This window comes from Allosphingosinicella indica (assembly GCF_900177405.1).
Lineage (GTDB): Bacteria > Pseudomonadota > Alphaproteobacteria > Sphingomonadales > Sphingomonadaceae > Allosphingosinicella > Allosphingosinicella indica.
This window is the reverse complement of the sequence record NZ_LT840185.1, coordinates 241,871-260,473: the sequence shown is the minus strand read 5'-3', so window position 1 is coordinate 260,473 and position 18,603 is coordinate 241,871. Positions and strand designations below refer to the sequence as shown.

Annotated in this window: 20 protein-coding genes; 7 read left to right on the top strand and 13 right to left on the bottom strand. The window is 67.2% G+C overall.

The features are described from left to right. Positions 1–84 precede the first annotated feature (84 nt). A complete protein-coding gene (locus B9N75_RS01265) occupies positions 85–531 on the top strand; it encodes a hypothetical protein (RefSeq protein ID WP_244552392.1) in 447 nt (148 codons plus the stop codon). A gap of 6 nt (positions 532–537) precedes the next feature. Here B9N75_RS01265 and hemA read toward each other — a convergent pair whose 3' ends face one another. Together hemA and murI are read right to left on the bottom strand one after the other, a co-directional pair. Further along, entirely contained in the window at positions 538–1,752 is a 1,215-nt protein-coding gene (gene hemA, locus B9N75_RS01260; protein WP_085217157.1) for a 5-aminolevulinate synthase, read from the bottom strand. Between the two features lie 72 nt (positions 1,753–1,824). Beyond that, the gene (murI, locus tag B9N75_RS01255) at positions 1,825–2,625 is read right to left on the bottom strand and encodes a glutamate racemase (protein WP_085219337.1); all 801 of its coding nucleotides are present in this window, start codon (positions 2,623–2,625) and stop codon (positions 1,825–1,827) included. Between the two features lie 116 nt (positions 2,626–2,741). On the opposite strand from murI, the gene plsY reads away from it, so the two are divergent. Genes plsY through topA form a run of 3 tightly spaced genes read left to right on the top strand, consistent with a single transcriptional unit; the run spans position 2,742 to position 7,029 of the window. Continuing rightward, positions 2,742–3,347, top strand: a complete 606-nt coding sequence (plsY, locus tag B9N75_RS01250; RefSeq protein ID WP_157123635.1) for a glycerol-3-phosphate 1-O-acyltransferase PlsY — start codon at positions 2,742–2,744, stop codon at positions 3,345–3,347. Next, on the top strand, positions 3,340–4,446 hold the full coding sequence (gene dprA / locus B9N75_RS01245) for a DNA-processing protein DprA (protein WP_085217156.1): 1,107 nt from the start codon (positions 3,340–3,342) through the stop codon (positions 4,444–4,446). Before plsY ends, dprA begins: the two co-directional genes overlap by 8 nt. A 57-nt stretch (positions 4,447–4,503) precedes the next feature. Next, a complete protein-coding gene (gene topA / locus B9N75_RS01240) occupies positions 4,504–7,029 on the top strand; it encodes a type I DNA topoisomerase (RefSeq protein WP_085217155.1) in 2,526 nt (841 codons plus the stop codon). 30 nt (positions 7,030–7,059) lie between these two features. On the opposite strand, the gene B9N75_RS01235 is transcribed toward topA, so the two are convergent. From B9N75_RS01235 to B9N75_RS01205, 8 genes are all read right to left on the bottom strand, one after another. Beyond that, positions 7,060–7,818 (bottom strand): HesA/MoeB/ThiF family protein, encoded by a 759-nt coding sequence (locus tag B9N75_RS01235; RefSeq protein WP_244552391.1) that lies wholly within the window; start codon positions 7,816–7,818, stop codon positions 7,060–7,062. Next, a complete protein-coding gene (locus B9N75_RS14305; protein WP_244552390.1) occupies positions 7,815–8,231 on the bottom strand; it encodes a hypothetical protein in 417 nt (138 codons plus the stop codon). Before B9N75_RS14305 ends, B9N75_RS01235 begins: the two co-directional genes overlap by 4 nt. An 86-nt stretch (positions 8,232–8,317) precedes the next feature. Beyond that, positions 8,318–8,755, bottom strand: coding sequence for a dUTP diphosphatase (gene dut / locus B9N75_RS01230; protein WP_425292415.1), 438 nt, complete (start codon positions 8,753–8,755; stop codon positions 8,318–8,320). After that, positions 8,755–9,942: a bifunctional phosphopantothenoylcysteine decarboxylase/phosphopantothenate--cysteine ligase CoaBC gene (coaBC, locus tag B9N75_RS01225; RefSeq protein WP_085217152.1), complete on the bottom strand. Its 1,188-nt coding sequence runs from the start codon at positions 9,940–9,942 to the stop codon at positions 8,755–8,757. Before coaBC ends, dut begins: the two co-directional genes overlap by 1 nt. Before the next feature lies 1 nt (position 9,943). Beyond that, entirely contained in the window at positions 9,944–10,243 is a 300-nt protein-coding gene (locus B9N75_RS01220) for a CcdB family protein (RefSeq protein ID WP_085217151.1), read from the bottom strand. Next, positions 10,243–10,491: a type II toxin-antitoxin system CcdA family antitoxin gene (locus B9N75_RS01215; RefSeq protein ID WP_085219335.1), complete on the bottom strand. Its 249-nt coding sequence runs from the start codon at positions 10,489–10,491 to the stop codon at positions 10,243–10,245. The genes B9N75_RS01220 and B9N75_RS01215 overlap by 1 nt, the downstream gene beginning before the upstream one ends. A gap of 34 nt (positions 10,492–10,525) precedes the next feature. After that, positions 10,526–12,058 carry a 2-polyprenylphenol 6-hydroxylase gene (gene ubiB / locus B9N75_RS01210; RefSeq protein ID WP_085217150.1) on the bottom strand — a complete coding sequence of 511 codons (1,533 nt, stop codon included), beginning with the start codon at positions 12,056–12,058 and terminating at the stop codon, positions 10,526–10,528. Then, positions 12,055–12,783, bottom strand: coding sequence for a class I SAM-dependent methyltransferase (locus B9N75_RS01205; protein ID WP_085217149.1), 729 nt, complete (start codon positions 12,781–12,783; stop codon positions 12,055–12,057). The genes ubiB and B9N75_RS01205 overlap by 4 nt, the downstream gene beginning before the upstream one ends. 48 nt (positions 12,784–12,831) lie before the next feature. Here B9N75_RS01205 and mutM point away from each other — a divergent pair, with 48 nt between their 5' ends. From mutM to dnaA, 3 genes are all read left to right on the top strand, one after another. Next, positions 12,832–13,644: a bifunctional DNA-formamidopyrimidine glycosylase/DNA-(apurinic or apyrimidinic site) lyase gene (mutM, locus tag B9N75_RS01200; protein WP_085217148.1), complete on the top strand. Its 813-nt coding sequence runs from the start codon at positions 12,832–12,834 to the stop codon at positions 13,642–13,644. Between the two features lie 103 nt (positions 13,645–13,747). Continuing rightward, a complete protein-coding gene (rpsT, locus tag B9N75_RS01195; protein ID WP_085217147.1) occupies positions 13,748–14,011 on the top strand; it encodes a 30S ribosomal protein S20 in 264 nt (87 codons plus the stop codon). Between the two features lie 398 nt (positions 14,012–14,409). Continuing rightward, positions 14,410–15,804, top strand: coding sequence for a chromosomal replication initiator protein DnaA (dnaA, locus tag B9N75_RS01190; RefSeq protein ID WP_244552389.1), 1,395 nt, complete (start codon positions 14,410–14,412; stop codon positions 15,802–15,804). Here dnaA and B9N75_RS01185 read toward each other — a convergent pair. The 3 genes from B9N75_RS01185 to B9N75_RS01175 form a co-directional block, all read right to left on the bottom strand. Next, positions 15,801–16,919, bottom strand: coding sequence for a Rossmann-fold NAD(P)-binding domain-containing protein (locus B9N75_RS01185; RefSeq protein ID WP_085217145.1), 1,119 nt, complete (start codon positions 16,917–16,919; stop codon positions 15,801–15,803). The genes dnaA and B9N75_RS01185 overlap by 4 nt on opposite strands. 105 nt (positions 16,920–17,024) lie before the next feature. Continuing rightward, positions 17,025–17,885, bottom strand: coding sequence for a LytTR family DNA-binding domain-containing protein (locus B9N75_RS01180; protein WP_085217144.1), 861 nt, complete (start codon positions 17,883–17,885; stop codon positions 17,025–17,027). A gap of 45 nt (positions 17,886–17,930) precedes the next feature. Then, on the bottom strand, positions 17,931–18,587 hold the full coding sequence (locus B9N75_RS01175; RefSeq protein WP_085217143.1) for a DUF4136 domain-containing protein: 657 nt from the start codon (positions 18,585–18,587) through the stop codon (positions 17,931–17,933). Positions 18,588–18,603: the final 16 nt, after the last annotated feature.

Below are 18,603 nucleotides of genomic sequence, written 5' to 3'. Positions count from 1 at the left end.
CGGGTCGCGGAAAGCCACCATTGATGGAGCGGATTTGGCGCATCGGACGTTGAGTGCCGTCACGATATTTCGAAAGGCCGAGCCATGATCCGCTTCCTTCCCGCCATCGCCGCCGCCACGCTGCTGGCGGGCTGCGGCTCTGGCAGCGAGCGTGTCGACACCAATGCCGCGGTCACCACCAACGCGGTGGATACCGATGTGGTGCCGGTGGACGAGGGCGCCGCGGCGGGCGAGACTGCTGCGGTAGCGACGAACGGCTGGCTCGGCCGCTGGACCGGCCCGGAAGGGCTGTTCCTGACGGTTGAAGCGGGCGCGGCGTCGGGCACCTACGATCTCGTTGTGAAGGGCGATCTCGACAGCGAAGGCGACCGTTTCACCGGCACCGCAGAGGGCAACACAATCGTCTTCACTCGCAACGGCACCCGCGAGACGATCCGCAAGGCGAGCGGCGACGAGACGGGCCTCAAATATCTCGCCGGGAAGGCCGACTGCGTGATGATCAAGCCGGGAGAAGGCTTTTGCCGCGATTGACGCCATTCAGGCGGCGATGCGGAGTTCCAGGCGGTCCCAGATTTCGACGAGCGCGGTGCAGAGCTCGCGCATCATCGCCTCGCTGTGCGCGGGGCCGGGGGTGAAGCGCAGCCGCTCAGTGCCGCGCGGCACGGTCGGATAATTGATCGGCTGCACATAGACGCCATATTCGGCGAGCAGGATGTCGCTGATCCGCTTCGCCTTCACGGGATCGCCCACCATCAACGGCACGATATGCGTGGTGGACGGCATTACCGGCAGGCCGGCGTCCGCCATCAGCGCCTTCAGCATCTTGGCGGCCGCCTGCTGGCCTTCGCGCTCGGCGCTCGACGCTTTGAGATACCGCACGCTCGCCAGCGCGCCGGCGACCAGCACGGGCGAAAGCGAGGTAGTGAAGATGAAGCCGGGCGCGTAGCTGCGCACCACGTCGACGATGTTGCGGTCGGCCGCGATATAGCCGCCCATCACGCCGAACGCCTTGCCCAGCGTGCCCTCGATGATGGTCAGGCGATGCGCCAGATCTTCGCGGTCCGAGATGCCGCCGCCGCGCGGGCCGTACATGCCGACCGCGTGGACCTCGTCGAGATAGGTGAGCGCGTTATATTTGTCGGCGAGGTCGCAGATCTCGGCGATCGGCGCCACGTCGCCGTCCATCGAATAGACGCTTTCGAAGGCGATCATCTTCGGCGCGTCGGCAGGCGCCGCGGCGAGCAGTTCCTCGAGATGCGCGAGATCGTTGTGGCGGAACACCTTCTTCTCGCAGCCCGCGTTGCGGATGCCGGCGATCATCGAGGCGTGATTCAGCTCGTCTGAGAAGATGATGCAGCCCGGAAGCAGCTTGGCGACGGTAGAGAGCGTCGCCTCGTTCGAGATGTAGCCCGAGGTGAAGATCAGCGCGGCTTCCTTGCCGTGCAGATCGGCGAGCTCGGCCTCCAGCTCGATATGGTAATGCGTGTTGCCGCCGATGTTGCGGGTGCCGCCCGATCCGGCGCCGACATCGTGCAGCGCCTCTTCCATCGCCGCGATGACGTGCGGATGCTGGCCCATCGCCAGATAATCGTTCGAGCACCAGACAGTGATCGGCTTCGGCCCGTTGTGGCCGGCGAAGCAGCGGGCGTTGGGAAAGCTCCCTTTGTTGCGCAGGATATCGATGAAGACGCGATAACGCCCTTCGGCATGCAGCCGCTCGATCGCCTGCGCGAAAATACGCTGATAGTCCAAAGCTAAGCTCCCCGGTCCCGGGCGGTCATAATGGAAAAGAGGGGCGGATTTCCAGTGATAACGGTTCGCAATTCAGAGCGTTTCGATCCCTGAAAGGCCGAATTGCGCGAGTCCTTCGCGGTAGCGGTCGATCGTTCCGCCATTACGGGTGAATAGCGCCGTATCGGCCCGTGGCTGTTCCGGCCACGTCGTGTGGCGCAGCAGCCAAGCAGTGCGCCGCGCTATGCCCTCCTTGCCGTCGATGAACGCGATCGGGCGCGGCGCGGCGGCGGCAAGCTCGGACTCGACCAGCGGGAAGTGCGTGCAGGCGAGGACGATGCTGTCGATGGCGTCGCCGCCAGGTTGGCCGAGCAGCCCGTCGAGGATGCGCGCAAAGGCGGCAGGATCGAGCGGCTCGCCGCGCAGTTTTGCCTCGGCGAGATCGACCAGCTCGGCCGAACCGTGGCGCAGCACGGTGCAATCGGCGGCGAACTCCGCGGCGAGGCGATCGACATAGGGCTGACGGACGGTGGCGTCAGTGCCGAGCACGCCGATCGCGCGCGACTTCGACCGCGCCGCCGCGGGTTTGATCGCGGGCACGGTGCCGACGATCGGCACGTCGAGCGCGGCGCGTACCGCATCGAGCGCGATCGTGGAGGCGGTGTTGCAGGCGATGACGATCAGCCGCGGATCATAGCGTTCGGCGAGCCGGCCGAGCAGCGCGGGGATGCGTGCGGTGATCTCTACTTCGCTCCGCGTGCCATAGGGATAGCCGGCATTGTCGGCGGCATAGACGATCGGCGCATGTGGCAGCAGCGCGCGGATCGGCGCCAGCACCGAGAGGCCGCCGACACCGGAATCGAAGATCAGGATCGGGCTGGCGGTGGTCGGCATCGCGGTGGCGGCTTTAGCGGCCACGGCGGCGCGCGGCAAACCCATGGTCCTCTTCCGTTCCAAAACATTGCGCAGCCATAATTGTTTGCTAGGATTTGGCTTCGATTGGAGGGCGCTTGGAACCGGAACTGCTCTGGCCGCCGCTGCTGGCGCTGCTGTTCGGCTATCTGATGGGATCGATCCCCTTCGGCGTGCTGCTGACGCGGGCGGCGGGCGCGGGCGATCTGCGCGCGATCGGATCGGGCAATATCGGCGCGACCAACGTGCTGCGGACGGGACGCAAAGGTCTCGCGGCGCTGACCTTGGTCCTCGACGGATTGAAGGGTGCCGCCGCGGTGCTGATCACCGCTTGGGTATCACCCGAGCATGTCCTGCTCACCGCGATTGGCACGGTGGTGGGCCATATCTATCCCGTCTGGCTGCGCTTTCGTGGTGGCAAGGGCGTCGCGACCTTGTTCGGCGTGATGATGGCGCTGCACTGGCCGTCGGGCTTGGCTTATGCCGCAGTGTGGCTGATCGTGCTGGGCGTCAGCCGCTATTCGTCGCTCGCGGGTATCACCGCCGCGCTGCTTGCGCCGGTTGCCGCCGCGATGCTCGGGCGGTTTGATCTCACCTTGCTCTATCTCGGCTTCGGCCTACTCGTGCTCTGGAAGCACCGCGCCAATGTCGAGCGGCTGCTTTCGGGCACCGAGCCGCGTGTCGGCAGCGGAGCGCATGGCTGACGCCGAGCGCCACGACGACCGGATCGCGCGGCTGCGGCTGATCCGGTCCGACAATATTGGTCCCGTCACGTTCACGCACCTGATGCGACGCTTTGGATCGGCGGAGGCGGCGCTCGATGCTGTGCCGCAACTCGCGACGCGCGGCGGGGGAAGAGCGCCGAAGCTGGCGAGCCGAGAGGCGGTCGAGCGCGAAATGGAGCAGGTCGAGCGGCTCGGCGCACGCTACCTGTTTCTGGGTCAGGGTCTCTATCCCGCACTTCTCGCAGAGATCGAAAGCGCGCCGCCTGCGCTCATCGTGCGCGGCGATCTCGCGCTGCTCGAGAGGCCGGCGGCGGCGATGGTCGGCGCGCGCAACGCATCGGCCGCCGGATGTCGCTTCGCACGCCAGCTTGCACAGAAGATCGGCGAGAGCGGGATGGTGGTCGTTTCCGGGCTCGCACGCGGGATCGACACGGCAGCGCACGACGGGGCGATCGAGACGGGGACGATCGGCGTCATCGCCGGCGGGATCGACATCTTCTACCCGCCCGAAAATGAGGCACGGCAGCGGGCAATCGCAGAGCGTGGGCTGCTGATTGCCGAGCAGCCGCCCGGGACAGAGCCGCGCGCGCGGCATTTCCCCTATCGCAACCGGATCATCGCCGGCCTCGCGCTCGGCACGGTGGTGGTCGAGGCGGCGCCGAAATCGGGATCGCTGATCACCGCCCGGCTGGCGGCGGAAGCGGGGCGCGAAGTGATGGCGGTGCCGGGATCGCCGCTCGATCCGCGCGCGCAGGGCTGCAACCTCCTGATCCGCGAGGGTGCGACGCTGGTCCAGTCGGCCGACGACGTGCGTGAGGCGCTGGCGCCGATCGGTGGTTTCCTATCCGCCGCGCGCGACACCGCCCGAGTCGCGGAACCGGCGGTCGCGCCGGTCGATGCGGGGGATGCGGAGCGCGATGCGGTGATCGCGCTGCTGAGTCCGGTACCGGTGCCGGTGGACGAGATCGTTCGCCAGTCCGGCTTGCCCGCGCCGCTGGTGCAGACCGTGCTGCTCGAACTGGAGATTGCCTGCCGCCTCGAACGCCATGCCGGCGGACGGGTGAGCCTCACCGCTTGACGCGGCCCACAGTCGCTTTCCACCCTCGCGCGTACACGTGAGAGTGCAAGGGACATTATGAAGCTCGTCGTCGTCGAATCGCCCGCCAAGGCTAAGACCATCGAAAAATATCTTGGGGGCGGCTACCGCGTGCTCGCTTCCTACGGCCACGTCCGTGATCTGCCGCCCAAGGATGGGTCGGTGAACCCCGATGACGGGTTTGCGATGGAGTGGGAGGCCTATGCCGACAAGGCAAAGCAGCTCAAGGCGATCACCGACGAGGCCAAGAAGGCCGACGCGCTGATCCTCGCTACCGATCCCGATCGCGAGGGCGAGGCGATCTCGTGGCATGTCCAGGAGGTGCTGCGGAAACGCAAGGCGCTCCCTGCGAATGTCGAGCGGGTGACCTTCAACGCCATCACCAAGAATGCCGTCACGGAGGCGATGACGAAGCCGCGCGCGCTCGACGAGGACCTTATCGACGCCTATCGCGCACGCCGCGCGCTCGATTATCTGGTCGGTTTCACGCTTTCGCCGGTGCTGTGGCGCAAGCTTCCGGGCGCCAAGTCCGCGGGCCGCGTGCAGTCGGTGGCGCTGCGGCTGGTCGTCGATCGCGAGCGCGAGATCGAGCTGTTCCGGGCGCAGGAATATTGGAGCGTCGCGGCGACGATGGAGGCCCACGGCACCGAGTTCCTCGCCCGCCTCGTCCGCTTCAACGGCGACAAGATCGATCGGCTGACCCTGGGCGACGAGGGCAGCGCAATGGCCGCGAAGGCGGCGGTGGAGGCTGGGCGGTTCACCGTCCAGTCGGTCGAGACCAAGCCGCTGTCGCGCAACCCGCCGCCGCCGTTCACCACCTCGACCTTGCAGCAGGAAGCGGCGCGCAAGCTGGGCTTCGCCGCCAGCCACACCATGCGGCTTGCGCAAGCGCTCTACGAGGACGGCGCGATCACCTATATGCGGACCGATGGCGTGCAGATGGCGCCGGAGGCGATCTCGGCGGCGCGCAAGGCGGTGGCGGACCGCTACGACGCGGGGTTCGTCCCCGACAAGCCGCGCCATTACGAGACCAAGGCCAAGAATGCGCAGGAAGCGCACGAGGCAATCCGGCCCACCGATTTCGGCCGCGACCGGGCGGGGAGCGGCGATCACGCGCGGCTGTACGAACTGATCTGGAAGCGCGCGCTGGCGAGCCAGATGGCCTCGGCCCGGCTCGAGCGGACGACGGCGGAGCTTGCCGACCCGACCGGTCGCACGGCGCTTCGCGCGACCGGGCAGGTCGTGCTCTTCCCTGGGTTCCTGACGCTCTACGAGGAAGGGCGTGACGACGATCAAGACGAGGATTCGCGCCGCCTGCCGCGGCTTCGCGAAGGCGATGCGCCGCACAAGAAGGCGGTCCATGCCGAGCAGCATTTCAGCCAGCCGCCGCCCCGCTATTCTGAGGCTTCGCTGGTCAAGAAGATGGAGGAGCTCGGCATCGGCCGACCCTCGACCTATGCCGCGACGCTGCAGACTCTGAAGGACCGCGAATATGTGCGGCTGGAGAAGAACCGCTTCTGGCCCGAAGAGAGCGGCCGGCTGGTCACCGCCTTCCTCGAACGCTTCTTCGAACGCTACGTCTCCTACGATTTTACCGCGGGACTAGAGGAAGAGCTCGACGACATCTCCGGCGGCCGCGCGCAGTGGCAGGCGGTGCTCGATGCCTTCTGGCGCGATTTCAAACCGAAGACCGCAGAGATCATGGAGCAGAAGCCGTCCGAAGTGACGGCGGCGCTCGACGATTTCCTCGGGCCGTATCTGTTTCCCGACAAGGAGGACGGGACCGATCCCCGGCTCTGCCCGGCGTGCGGGGAAGGGCGGCTGGCGCTGCGCGGCGGCAAGTTTGGCGCGTTCGTCGCCTGCTCCAACTATCCCGAATGCAAGTTCACCCGGCGCTTCGGCCAGGGCGGGGAAGCGGCGGGCGGCGATGCCGGGCCGGTGGAGCTCGGCAGCGATCCCGCGACCGGCGAAGCGGTGACGCTGCGCACCGGGCGTTTCGGCCCCTATGTCCAGCTCGGCGACGGCAAGGAGGCGAAGCGCGGATCGATCCCCAAGGATCTGCCCCAGGGCGACGTCGATCTCGAATGGGCGCTCAAGCTGCTGTCGCTGCCGCGCACCGTGGGCGATCATCCGGAGACCGGCAACCCGATCACCGCCAGCATCGGCCGCTATGGCCCCTATCTCGCGCACGACGGCAAATATGCCCGGCTGCAATCGACCGCCGAAGTGTTCGAGACCGGCATGAACGCTGCGGTGGTGAAACTCGCCGAGGCGGCGGCGAAGGGGCCGGGCGCCCGCGGTGCATCGCGCGAGCCGCTGAAGATGCTCGGCCAGCACCCGCGCACCGAGCTGGAGCTCAAGCTGATGGAGGGCCGATACGGCCCCTACGTCACCGACGGCACGACCAATGCGACGCTGCCCAAGACGGTGGCGCCGGACGCGCTGACCCTGGAAGAGGCCGCCCAGCTCATCGACGACCGCGCCGCCAAGGGGCCGGCCAAGAAGAAGGGTCGAAAGGCGCCGGCGAAGAAAGCGGCCGCGAAGAAGGCGCCGAAGAAGACCTGAGGGGGGGAACGAGGATGCGACCGGCGCCCGTCAGGCCCGGTCGCAGCCTTTGCAGGCAGGATCCTTGACGATGCGGACGCTTCGCATCGTGGGGGCGGTGCCGTTGAAGATGTGGATATTGCCCGCCTGATCGGGGCCGAAGCCGGTGACGGCGCGGATCGCTTCCATCGCGGCCCAGCTTCCCATGATGCCGGCCATCGCGCCCAGCACCCCTAGCTCCGAGCAGGTATCGCAATCCTCGGCGTCGAACGCATCGCCGACATAGCAGCGGTAACAGGGCTGACCGGACTCATGGCCGCGGAATAGGCCGATCTGGCCCTGGAACATGCCGAGCGCGGCCGAGACGAGCGGAATGCGTTCAGCAACGCAGGCGTCACTAACCGTCAGCCGCGTCGCGAAATTGTCGGAGCCGTCGATCACGACGTCGGCGCCGGCGAGCAGGCGCGCGGCGTTGGCCGGTTGCAGCCGCTCCGTCACCGCGGCGCACTCGACGTCGGGGTTGAGCCGCGCCACCGCCGCGCACGCCGTCTCTGCCTTGCTGTCGCCGATATCGCCGGTGTCGAACAAGGTCTGTCGCTGAAGATTGGCGAGATCGACGACATCGTCATCGACGATGGTCAGCCGTCCGAAGCCAGCGGCGGCGAGGTACTGGATCGCGGGCGATCCGATCCCGCCCGCGCCGATCAGCAGCACATGCGAAGAGAGGAGCCGGGACTGGCCGGCTCCTCCTATCTCCTTCAGAACGATGTGACGCGCGTAACGGTCGAGCTGCGCGTCGCTGAAACTCACGTCTGCGAGCTGAAGCTGATCTCGCCCTTGTACCAGCCTTCGCCTACGGTCGACTTGGGGCGCTTGAAGGTGCCGTCGGCGATCATCTCGACGACCTGGCCGCCGAGGATGCTTTCCGCCTGCGCGCAGCCGACTGGCTTCATCACCACCCGTTCCAACGCTCCGTCGGGCGAGAATTGCACCGCAAAGGGCACGGTCATGTCGAGCTTCTTTTTGTTCTGGCCGGGGATCGAGCATTCGCCGAGCACGATGAGATTGTGGATCTGGCCGACCATGATCGGGCTGATCACTCGCCGCTGGGCGAGCCGAAGCTCGGGAAGATTGGACCAATCGCCTTCGGCCGTCTGCACTTCCGCCGCCGCGACCGGCATCGCGCCGAGCACCATCGCCGCCGCCAAGACAAGAGCTTTCATGTCACGCCTCCCAACCCTCAGCGGCCCGGATGCCGCTTAATGGTGCGTATAGTATCTCAAAAGGGGGAGGGCTGTCGATGCCCGGATCAGCGGCCGGTGGAACCGAATCCGCCCGCGCCGCGCGCCGTATCGTCCAGCGCGTCGACCTCGTGGAACCGCGCCTGTTGGACGGCCGCCGGCACGAGCTGCGCGATCCGCTCGCCGCGCTTCACCTCGAACGGCTCGGCGCCGAGATTGGCGAGGATCACCTTCACCTCGCCGCGATAGTCGCTGTCGATCGTTCCCGGCGTGTTGAGGCAGGTGATGCCATGCTTGAGTGCCAGCCCGGAGCGGGGGCGGACCTGCATTTCGTAACCGTGCGGGATGGCGATCGCAAAACCGGTGGCGACCGCGTGACGCGCACCCGGCGCCAGCGTCACATCCACCGCCGCCACGACATCGAGCCCCGCGGCATGTTCTGTCGCATAGGCGGGAAGCGGCAATCCTTCGCCGTGGGGAAGGCGCTGGAGACGGATATCGATCATCATTGGTCCTTGATAGCGTCGGCGATGCGGTCGGCGAGCAGGCGGCCGACTTCGGCTTTGGAGGCGGCGGGCCAGCTTTCGGTGCCGTCGGCGGTGACGAGATGCACCTGATTGTCTTCGCCGCCCATCACGTCGCCCGACACATCGTTGGCGACGATCCAGTCGGCGCCCTTGCGATCGCGCTTGGCGGCGGCTTCGGCGAGCACATCGTGCGTTTCGGCCGCGAAGCCGACGAGCAGGCGTGGGCGGCGCGGATCGGCGGCGAGATCGGCGAGGATGTCGGGATTGGGTTGCCATTCGAGCGGTGGCGGGCCGCTGCGTTTCTTCAGCTTTTGCGTCGCGGGCTCGACACGCCAGTCGGCGACAGCAGCGACCATCACCGCGGCGTCGGCGGGCAGCGCGGCGTCCACCGCTTCGGCCATTTCCTGCGCGGTCGTGACGTCCTGCCGGATGACGCCGGTGGGGGTGGCGAGCGCGACCGGCCCGGCGACGAGCGTGACGCGAGCGCCCAGCGCCGCCAGCGCCCCAGCGATCGCGAAGCCCTGCTTGCCCGACGAACGGTTGGCGATCACCCGCACGGGATCGATCGGCTCGTGGGTTGGCCCGGCGGTGACGACGATGTGGCGTCCACTCAGCGGCCCGACGCTGCCCGCCAGCCGCGCGCGGATTGCGTCCAGAATTGCCGGCGGCTCGGGCAGGCGGCCCGGGCCATATTCGCCGCACGCCATTTCGCCTTCGTCCGGCTCCAGCACTATGACGCCGTCGGCGCGAAGCTGCGCCACATTGCGCATCGTCGCGGGATGTTGCCACATGCGGACGTTCATCGCCGGCGCGGCGAGCACGGGTTTGTCGGTGGCGAGCAACAAGGTCGTCGCCAGATCGTCTGCGATGCCCGCAGCCATCTTCGCGAGCAGATCGGCGGTCGCGGGCGCCACCACGACGAGATCGGCGGCGCGCGAGAGCTGGATATGCCCCATCTCGACCTCGTCCTTGAGGTCGAACAGGCTGGAATAGACCTTGTTCTCGCTGAGCGCGGCCAGCGTCATCGGCGTCACGAAATGCGCGCCGCCGTTGGTAAGCACGCAGGTCACCGAACCGCCGTCCTTGCGGATCAGCCGGATGAGCTCGGCCGCCTTATACGCCGCGATGCCGCCGCCGACGATCAGCAGGATGCGCTTGCCGTTCATCTCAATAACCCGTCATCAGCATGTCGAGCGCATTCATGATCGCACCATGTTCGTCCCCGAGCGACGCCACAGGCACTCCTAGCTCTCGCACCGGCACGGATGCGGCGAATTGCGTGAACATCAGCATCTCTTCCCCGTCCACACGGAATGATGGGTTCAGACGATGGCTTGCCGGCGGCGCCGCATCGGGCGGGATGAGGGGAACGACGAACCGCGTGCTTAGCTGGGAAAGAACCTCGGCCTGGCAGTCCAGCAGATAACCGCTGGCGCCAGGTTGCCGATACACGTCGAAGCGCGCCATCAGAACATGCGATATTTGGCGAGCGGGAGACCGTGCTCCTCGACCCAGGCATTGCAAGCCTCGATCGCCTCGCGATTCTCTTCCTGCCATATTTCCGCGCGGGTCTTGGAGATTTTCTGCGCCAGTCCCTGCTCACAGGCCTGCGAGATGTTGATGTCGAGCTTGCGCGCTTCCTCGATCAGATCGGCGGGAAGCGACACGTTGGTGGCGCGGCGCGGCGTGGCGGACTTGCGGTTCAGGCTCGGCATGATGCGCATGATATATGCGCATCAATCGCGCGCATCAATGGAGCAGCCACATCGCGCCGGCACCGGCGGCGGCGGCGAGGATGGCGGTGAGGGCGAGCGCGACGTAGCGGTGCGGCTGGACGACGATGACATCGGGAAGCGGCGGCGGCGGCGGCGCGGCGCCGGGCTTGGGATAGGCGAGCTCGATCCGGCGGACGAGATCGGGGAGCCCGGCAAGCGTCCGGAAATCGCGCACCAGCTTGTCGGCGAGCGCGGTTTCAGGGCCGAGTTCGGTGCGCAGCCATTCCTTGAGGAACGGCTCGGACGTCTCCCACATGTTGATGTCGGGATCGAGCGCGGTCGCGACGCCTTCCTCCATCACCATCGTCTTCTGGAGCAGCAGCAGGTGCGGCTGCGTCGGCATGTCGAAATCGCGGGTGATGGTGAAGAGGCCGTCGAGCATCTGACCGACGGAGATTTCCTTGACCGGCAGCCCGCGGATCGGCTCGCCGACCGCGCGCAGCGCCGTCGCGAACTCGGCGACATTGTGGTGCGGCGGCACGTATCCCGCCTCGAAATGGATTTCGGCGACGCGGCGGTAATTGCCGGTGATAAGACCGTAGAGAATCTCGGCGAGCCACAGCCGCGCCTGGCGGTCGACGCGGCCCATGATGCCGAAGTCGATGGCCGCCAGCCGCCCGTCGGGCAGCGCGAAGAGGTTGCCCTGGTGGAGGTCGGCGTGGAAGAAGCCGTCGACCACCGCCTGCCGCAGGAAGGCGCGCACCAATGTGCGGGCGAGCGCTTTCAGATCGTGGCCCGCCTCGACCAGCGCGGCGCGGTCGGTGAGCTTGATGCCGTCGATCCATTCGAGCGTCATCACCCGGCGTGCGCTGCGGCTCCAGTCGATCGCGGGGACGAAGAAACCGCTTTCTGCCGCCATGCCTTCGCGCAGTTCGGACGCGGAGGCGGCCTCGCGCCGCAAGTCCAGTTCGCGCATCGTCCACTGGCGGAAATGGGCGATGACGAGCCGTGGGCGGAGCCGCGCCGGCTCGCCGCCCATCGCCTCGACCTGCGCCGCCGCCCACTCATAGGTGTCGAGCGCGCGGGCGAAATCATCTTCGATGCCGGGCCGAAGCACCTTTACCGCCACCTGGTGCCCGTCGGTGGTCACCGCGCGGTGGACCTGCGCGATCGACGCGGCGCCGACCGGTTCGGGATCGAAGTCGGAGAAGAAGCGCTCGAGCGGTCCTTCCAGCGCCTGTTCGACCGAAGCCTTGATCTGTTCGAAAGGCGCGGGCGGCAGCCGGTCCTGGAGGCGGAGCAGGTCGTGCGCGGCATCTTCGCCGACCAGATCAGGCCGGGTCGCGAGCGCCTGGCCGAGCTTGATCGCAGCCGGGCCTATCGCCTGGAAGGCTTCGGAATAGGCCGGTTGCTTGGGCACGCGCGCGCCGAACCGCGCGATCCGCGCCAGCCGCCGTACCGGGGTCGGCGTGTTGGGATCACGCTCGATCCCGCGCAACGCGCCGTGCCGCGCCAGCACCCGGCCCCATTTCAGGAGCCGCCAGATGTGTACTGCAGGCGTGGTCAAATCTTCCAGCCGCTGTGGATGGCGACGAGCCCGCCGAGGATCGGTGTCGCGGAAACGTTGGCGAAGCCGGCTTCGCGGATCATCGCGGTGAAGGCCGGCATATCGGGGAAGCGGCGGATCGATTCGATGAGGTAGCGATAGCTGTCCTCATCGTCGGCGACGGCCTTGCCGATGCGCGGCACGACCTCATGCGAATAACGGTCGTAGATCGTCTTGAAGCCCGGCCAGGTGGTGGTCGAAAACTCCAGGCAGAAGAAGCGCCCGCCGACCTTCAGCACGCGATGCGCCTCGCGCAGCGCTGCCGGTATGTCGGTGACGTTCCGGATGCCGAAGGCGATGGTGTAGGCATCGAAGCCCGCATCGCCGAAGCTGAGGCTTTCGGCATTCTCCTCGGCCCAGACCAGTCCGTCGATGCCGCGTTTTTCCGCGCGCTCCATGCCGACGGCCAGCATGTCCGGATTGATGTCGGCGACGGTTACGTACGCGCCGGATTTTGCAATGCGGAAGGCGATGTCGCCGGTGCCGCCCGCCATGTCGAGCACCGCTTCCCCGGCGCGCGGGCGCAGCCGCCGGACGAAGGCGTCCTTCCACAGCCGGTGCATGCCGCCCGACATGAAGTCGTTCATCAGATCGTAGCGGCGCGCGACGCTCGAGAAGACGGCGCCGACCCGGCCGGTCTTCTCCGCCGGGGCGACGTCCTCATAGCCGAAAGAAACCTTGTCCATCGGCGCCGCGTCTAGCAGGGGAGAGACGAATGTGCAGCACCGATCTCCATGCCTGAACTGCCCGAGGTCGAGACAACCGTGCGCGGGCTGGAGCCGGTGCTGGCGGGGCGGCGACTGACCAAGGTCGAGACGCGCCGCGCGGACCTCCGCCATGCGTTCCCGCCCGATCTCCGCCAGCGGCTGACGGGGGCACGGGTCACGGCCCTGGGGCGCCGCGCCAAATACGGGCTGATCGACACCGACCGCGGCGACACGATGATCTTCCACCTTGGCATGTCGGGCCGATGGCGGATCGAGCCGGAGACGATCGGTACGCACGATCACCTGCTGCTGGGGACCGACCAAGGGGTGCGGCTGGCGCTCAACGATCCCCGCCGATTCGGTTTCGTCGATCTGGTCGAGACGGCTGCGCTCGATGCCTATGAACCGTTTCGCCGGATGGGGCCGGAGCCGCTGGGCGGGGAGTTCGACGGCGGCTGGCTGCACAACGTGCTTGCCGGGCGGAGCGCACCGATCAAAGCGATGCTGCTCGATCAGCGGATCGTCGCGGGCCTCGGCAATATTTATGTCTGCGAGGCGCTGCATCTGGCCGGTATCGCGCCGGGCCGGGCGGCCGGGCGGATCGGCCGGGCTCGACTCGATCGGCTTGCCGATGCGGTGAAGGCAGTGCTGGTCGCTGCAATCGCCGCCGGTGGCTCCACCCTCCGCGACTACGCCCGTCCCGACGGCGAGCTCGGCTATTTCGCGAAGGACTGGCGCGTCTACGGGCGCGAGGGCGAGCCCTGCCTGTGCGGCGGAACGGTGCGCCGCCGCGTCGATAGCGGACGATCGACATTTTACTGCCCGCGGTGCCAGCATTGACACCGCGGCGGGTTGACCTTCCGGCGGTCTCTCAGTAGAGAGCGCGCCGAGCGGGTGCGGCCGATAGCCGCGCCCTTTTCATTTCAGACGATCGAGGACCAGAATGGCGAACACGCCGCAAGCCAAGAAGCGCATCCGTCGCAACCAAGCCCGCGCCATCGTCAACGGCGCGCGCGTCAGCCGCATCCGCACCTTCATCAAGCAGGTCGAATCGGCCCTCACCGCGGGCGACAAGGATGCCGCCAAGGCGGCCATGACCAAGGTGCAGCCGGAGCTGGCACGCGGCGTCGCCAAGGGCGTCGTCCACAAGAATACCGCGGCGCGCAAGATGTCGCGCCTGACCAAGCGGGTCGCCGCGCTCGGTTGATCCTCGCTTCGGCGGAACAAAAAGAGGCCCGCTGGACGCGCGTTCCGCGGGCCTTTTTCGTGGCGCAAACGCAACGGTTAATGAATCCAAGCATTTCCCGCGATTCGCGATTCCGTTGCGACATCGTAATAATTGTAAATGACTGAAACTAAAGCGATTTGACCCAAAGCGCGCATTTCCGCTGTCAATCGCTTTATTTCACTTAAATTACATTTTCGGCCCTTGATACGCGCCGCCTTGCCTCCCTACAAAACCACTCCTTCGCCGGAGAATCGCTGGGGGAGGGGGTAAGCAGAGCTGGAGAGTCGCTCGAATCGGATCGCGCTATGCGCTTTCCGGCATGGGCAGCGCTTTGCTTCGGAAACGGACTGCCAAGGTCCGCGAGGGAGAGGTGTAGGGTGGCGAAGGCGGGCGGCGGACATTCGGCAGGGGACGAAAGCGCCGTCGCAATCGCGTGGGAATCGATCCGCACCGGTTTGCGCCGTGATTGCGGCGCCCGCACCTTCGACGGCTGGCTGCGCCCGATCACGCTTGGCGCTTTCGACGATTATAGCGGTACACTGACGCTCGAGCTGCCCTCGCAGTTCATGGCGGACTGGGTGCGCTCGCATTTCGCCGAACGGCTCGCGCTCGCGTGGCGCGCGACGCTGCCCGCGGTTCGGCACGTCCAGGTTTCGGTCAGCGCAAGCGCGCCCAAGACTGCAGCTTCCGCCGAGATACCGGCGCCAGAGCCCGAAGCGCCGCGCGGGCCCGCGCAGGACGGCCTGTTCGCGCTGTCGCTGGAGCCGCGCTACCGCTTCGAAGGCTTCGTCGTCGGCAAGGCCAATGAAGTCGCGTTCAACGCGGCCAAGACGCTGGCGACTGCGGAGAATGTCGCGTTCAACCCGCTGTTCCTCCACGGCGGCACGGGGCGCGGCAAGACGCATCTCCTCCACGCGATCGGCCACGAATTCCGCGCGCGGCGGCCGGACGCGAAGATCGTCTACATGTCGGCCGAGAAGTTCATGGTCGAATTCGTCGCGGCGCTGCGCGCCAACGACACGATCCGCTTCAAGCAGCAGCTCCGCTCGGCCGATCTCCTCATGATCGACGACGTCCAGTTCATCGCCGGCAAGGAATCGACCCAGGAAGAATTCTTCCACACGATGAACGAGATCATCTCCGCCGGACGGAGGCTGGTGATCAGCTCGGACCGCGCGCCACAGGATCTCGACGGGATCGAGCCGCGTATCCTGTCGCGGCTGTCGTGGGGCCTCGTCGCCGATATCAACGCTGCCGATTTCGAGCTGCGCTACAATATCATCCTCAGGAAGCTGGAGACGCTGCCGGACGTGACCGTGCCGGCCGAGGTGGTGAACTTCCTCGCCAAGCGGATCAGCTCCAACGTCCGCGAGCTGGAAGGCGCGCTCAACCGCATCGCCGCTTATGCCGCGATGCAGAACCGCACGATCGACCTCGATTTCGTCGAGGAAGTGCTCGCCAATATCCTGCGCGCCAACCAGCGCCGCATCTCGATCGACGAGATCCAGGGCAAGGTTTCGGATCATTACCGCATCCGTAAGGCCGAGATGACCTCGGCGCGGCGGGCGCGCGAGGTGGCGCGGCCACGGCAGGTGGCGATGTATCTCTCGAAGCAGCTCACCCCGCGCTCGCTGCCCGAGATCGGCCGTCGTTTCGGCGGGCGCGATCACACCACAGTGATCCACGCGGTCCGCCAGATCGAGAAATTGCGCGCGCAGGATGCCGAGCTTGATGCCGACATCCGCTTGCTGATGCGCCAGCTCGAAAGCTAGCGGAGCGCCGCGATCATCTCCGCCTCGCGCGCCGCGGTCACCCCGATCCCCGCCGCCGCATAATCATAAACCTTGCCGCGGCGCAGCCGGTGGTCGATCCAATTGTCGCGGATCGTCTCCTCGATCGGCCGGAGGCGTAGGCCGGCGGCGAGCGCCCGCTGGTTGCGCATCGTCGCGTGGCCGGGGACGTGGCGGTAGGGCGGGATCATCGGCATGGAATTGATCCCGTCCGGAAAGTCGCCCGCGAACACCAGCTCCGCCTCGCGCCCGACGGCACGGGCGCAGGCGGCGAGATAGGCTCTGGCGTCGATCGGTTCGGCGGGGCCGACCAGATTGTAGGCGCCGGGCAGGCGCCGCTCCGCCGCGAGCACGGTGAAATCGCCGGTGTCGCCAACGTCGATGAGCTGGACGCGGTCGCTGCCGTCGCCCGGCACCAGCACCGTGCCGCCGCGATAAAGGCGTTCCGCCCAATAAGCGCCGGAACCGTCGTTGTTCGCGCCGCCGCAGATCGGGCCGGGTCGAAGGATCGTGTGGCGGCCGGGGAAATGGCGCGCGACCGCCGCTTCCGACAAAGCCTTGCGCGCGCCGTAGGTCGGCCAGTCGCCCTCGACCAGATCGGGCGATTCGACATATTCGCGCCGGAGCGCGCGGAGCGGAGCGGATTCGTCGACGTCGGGCGTCGCGAAGCTGCGGTAGGCGCTGATGCTCGACACGTAGACGTAATGTCCGACGCGATCGGCGAGGCGCGAGGCGCTGGCCTCGACGACTCGGGGATACTGGCCGGACAGGTCGATTGCCACGTCCCACTCCCGCTGGCCGAGCGGAGCGAGGCCGACGCCGATATCGGGGTAACGGTCGCCCTTCAGCTTTTCGACGCCGGGGAAGAGCCAGGGCTGCGTCACCCCGCGGTTGAAGAGGGTGATCTCATGGCCGCGCGCCGCTGCTGCGGTCACAACGGCGGGGCCGAGGTAGCGCGTGCCGCCCAGCACCAGGATGCGCAACGGACGGCCGGACGTCTCGCTTTCCGCAACGGCGCGGGCCGCCGTCGCCGGCGCTGTGGCCGCGCCGGCGAGCATTGCGGCGCCGCCGAGTATCGTCCTGCGGGTCGCGAGCATCTCTTTCCTCCCTCTGTCAGCGCCGTCGCGGATGGGGATGACAGAGACGAGTGCCAACCGGCACGGGACGAAGCGGCGGAGGGGTGACGCGAACGGGAGCGGGGATCAGAGAGCGGCGGGGAGCCGCTCGATCAGCGCGCGGCGATGTTTGCGTGTCAGCTTCACCTCACGGCCGGATTTGAGCACCAGCGTCAGGTCTCCGTTGCGCGTCGGGTTGCGGGTCGCGGCGACCGCGTGCGGGGCAACCAGCGCGGACCGGCTGGCGCGCACCAATTGCGGGGCAAGGCCGGTCTCGAGCCTGCCGAGCGTCGCGCGGAGCATATATTCCTCGCCGCCGCTGTGGAGGATCGCATAATTACCCGCAGCCTCGACCCAGTCGATCCGGCCGGTCTCGACGAGGATGGTGCGGTCCCCCTTCTGGACTGCGATCCGGCCCGGCGGCGACGCCGCGATGGCGGTTTCGGTCGCGGCGGACTGGCGCTGCCAGAGTGCGCGGAAGGCGAGTGCGTGGCCGAGCGCCACGAGACCGGCCAATATGGCGAAATCAATCGCCCAGCGCTTGCGCAGCAGGTTGGAGGCGGTGAGCCGTAACGGCTCGCCGGGCGTCACCCGGTCGAGCGTGCGCTCGGCGAGGGTGACGATCAGCAGATGCAGCGCCAGCGTCGCGACGAACAGCGCGACGTAGAGAGCGATGGTGACGGGCGAGAGCGGCAGCAACGACCGGCGCGCGACGAACAGCAGGATCGCCGGAGCGAGCAGGGCCCAGGCCCACCATTGGACGAGCGCGATGGTGAGGTTGCGCGGCCAGACCAGCGATCCATAAGGACCGCCCACCACCCAATTTTGCGCGGCGAAGAGAAAGGCGGCGAGCGTGCAGGCGACGAATACGCCTAGACTCGCGCGAATCAACGCCGACGTGTCCGGACTGATCGTCGGCTGTGTTGTCGCGCACTCTTCCCCGCCCATGCCGCCGGTCTAGCGGCTAGGGCAGAGAGGCTGCAACTGCTTCGATCAGCCGCGTTCGCGCGGCGGCGGGACGGTGATCCGCACGGTCTCGCCCGAATTGCCGGGGAAGCCGGTGAACATCGCTTCGACCAGATTCGGCACCAACGTGGTCAGATCGTCGGTGCGCGAGCGGGCGCGGGCAGTGCCTTCGAACAGCGACTGGCCATCGGCGGTGCGCTTGATGTCCATGTCGACGAAGCTTTCGTAAACGACGTAGCTGCGGACCTCCGGATAATCCCAGGGCGAATCCCAGAACGGATCGGACCAGCCATAATAGAAGGGATAGGGCCGCGCGCCGAAATAGCCCCAGCGTGAGAAATAAGGCCGGTGGATCGCGCCGCCGAAGCCGGGCGTGGTGACGATCTTTGTACGACCGCCGTCGACGCCATAATCGAGCGAGACGACAAAGGTCGCGGCCGAAGCCGACGGCGCCTCGCTATAACCCTCGGCAATCAGATTGCGGCGGACGAGATCGGCATATTGCGAGAATTCGAGGCTGCCCTGCAGATCGGGCGCGACAGGCTGGATGACGAAACTCTGCCCCGCGGGCGCCGGCATCGCTTGAAAACGGGAGACCTGGGTGGGCAAGCCGGTGGCGCAGCCGGCGAGCGTCAGGAGCGCCAGCGGCGCGGCGAGCGTCAGCAGTTTCTTCTGGATGGACATGGCGAGGAACCTCGGA

What these genes read in the sequence shown, in the direction of transcription:
- B9N75_RS01265 (WP_244552392.1), top strand. Translation starts at nt 85, where the DNA reads ATGATCCGCTTCCTTCCCGCCATCGCCGCCGCCACGCTGCTGGCGGGC.
- murI (WP_085219337.1), bottom strand. Translation starts at nt 2,625, where the DNA reads ATGCCGACCACCGCCAGCCCGATCCTGATCTTCGATTCCGGTGTCGGC.
- dprA (WP_085217156.1), top strand. Translation starts at nt 3,340, where the DNA reads ATGGCTGACGCCGAGCGCCACGACGACCGGATCGCGCGGCTGCGGCTG.
- topA (WP_085217155.1), top strand. Translation starts at nt 4,504, where the DNA reads ATGAAGCTCGTCGTCGTCGAATCGCCCGCCAAGGCTAAGACCATCGAA.
- B9N75_RS14305 (WP_244552390.1), bottom strand. Translation starts at nt 8,231, where the DNA reads ATGAAAGCTCTTGTCTTGGCGGCGGCGATGGTGCTCGGCGCGATGCCG.
- dut (WP_425292415.1), bottom strand. Translation starts at nt 8,755, where the DNA reads ATGATCGATATCCGTCTCCAGCGCCTTCCCCACGGCGAAGGATTGCCG.
- coaBC (WP_085217152.1), bottom strand. Translation starts at nt 9,942, where the DNA reads ATGAACGGCAAGCGCATCCTGCTGATCGTCGGCGGCGGCATCGCGGCG.
- B9N75_RS01220 (WP_085217151.1), bottom strand. Translation starts at nt 10,243, where the DNA reads ATGGCGCGCTTCGACGTGTATCGGCAACCTGGCGCCAGCGGTTATCTG.
- B9N75_RS01215 (WP_085219335.1), bottom strand. Translation starts at nt 10,491, where the DNA reads ATGCCGAGCCTGAACCGCAAGTCCGCCACGCCGCGCCGCGCCACCAAC.
- B9N75_RS01205 (WP_085217149.1), bottom strand. Translation starts at nt 12,783, where the DNA reads ATGGACAAGGTTTCTTTCGGCTATGAGGACGTCGCCCCGGCGGAGAAG.
- mutM (WP_085217148.1), top strand. Translation starts at nt 12,832, where the DNA reads ATGCCTGAACTGCCCGAGGTCGAGACAACCGTGCGCGGGCTGGAGCCG.
- rpsT (WP_085217147.1), top strand. Translation starts at nt 13,748, where the DNA reads ATGGCGAACACGCCGCAAGCCAAGAAGCGCATCCGTCGCAACCAAGCC.
- B9N75_RS01185 (WP_085217145.1), bottom strand. Translation starts at nt 16,919, where the DNA reads ATGCTCGCGACCCGCAGGACGATACTCGGCGGCGCCGCAATGCTCGCC.
- B9N75_RS01180 (WP_085217144.1), bottom strand. Translation starts at nt 17,885, where the DNA reads ATGGGCGGGGAAGAGTGCGCGACAACACAGCCGACGATCAGTCCGGAC.
- B9N75_RS01175 (WP_085217143.1), bottom strand. Translation starts at nt 18,587, where the DNA reads ATGTCCATCCAGAAGAAACTGCTGACGCTCGCCGCGCCGCTGGCGCTC.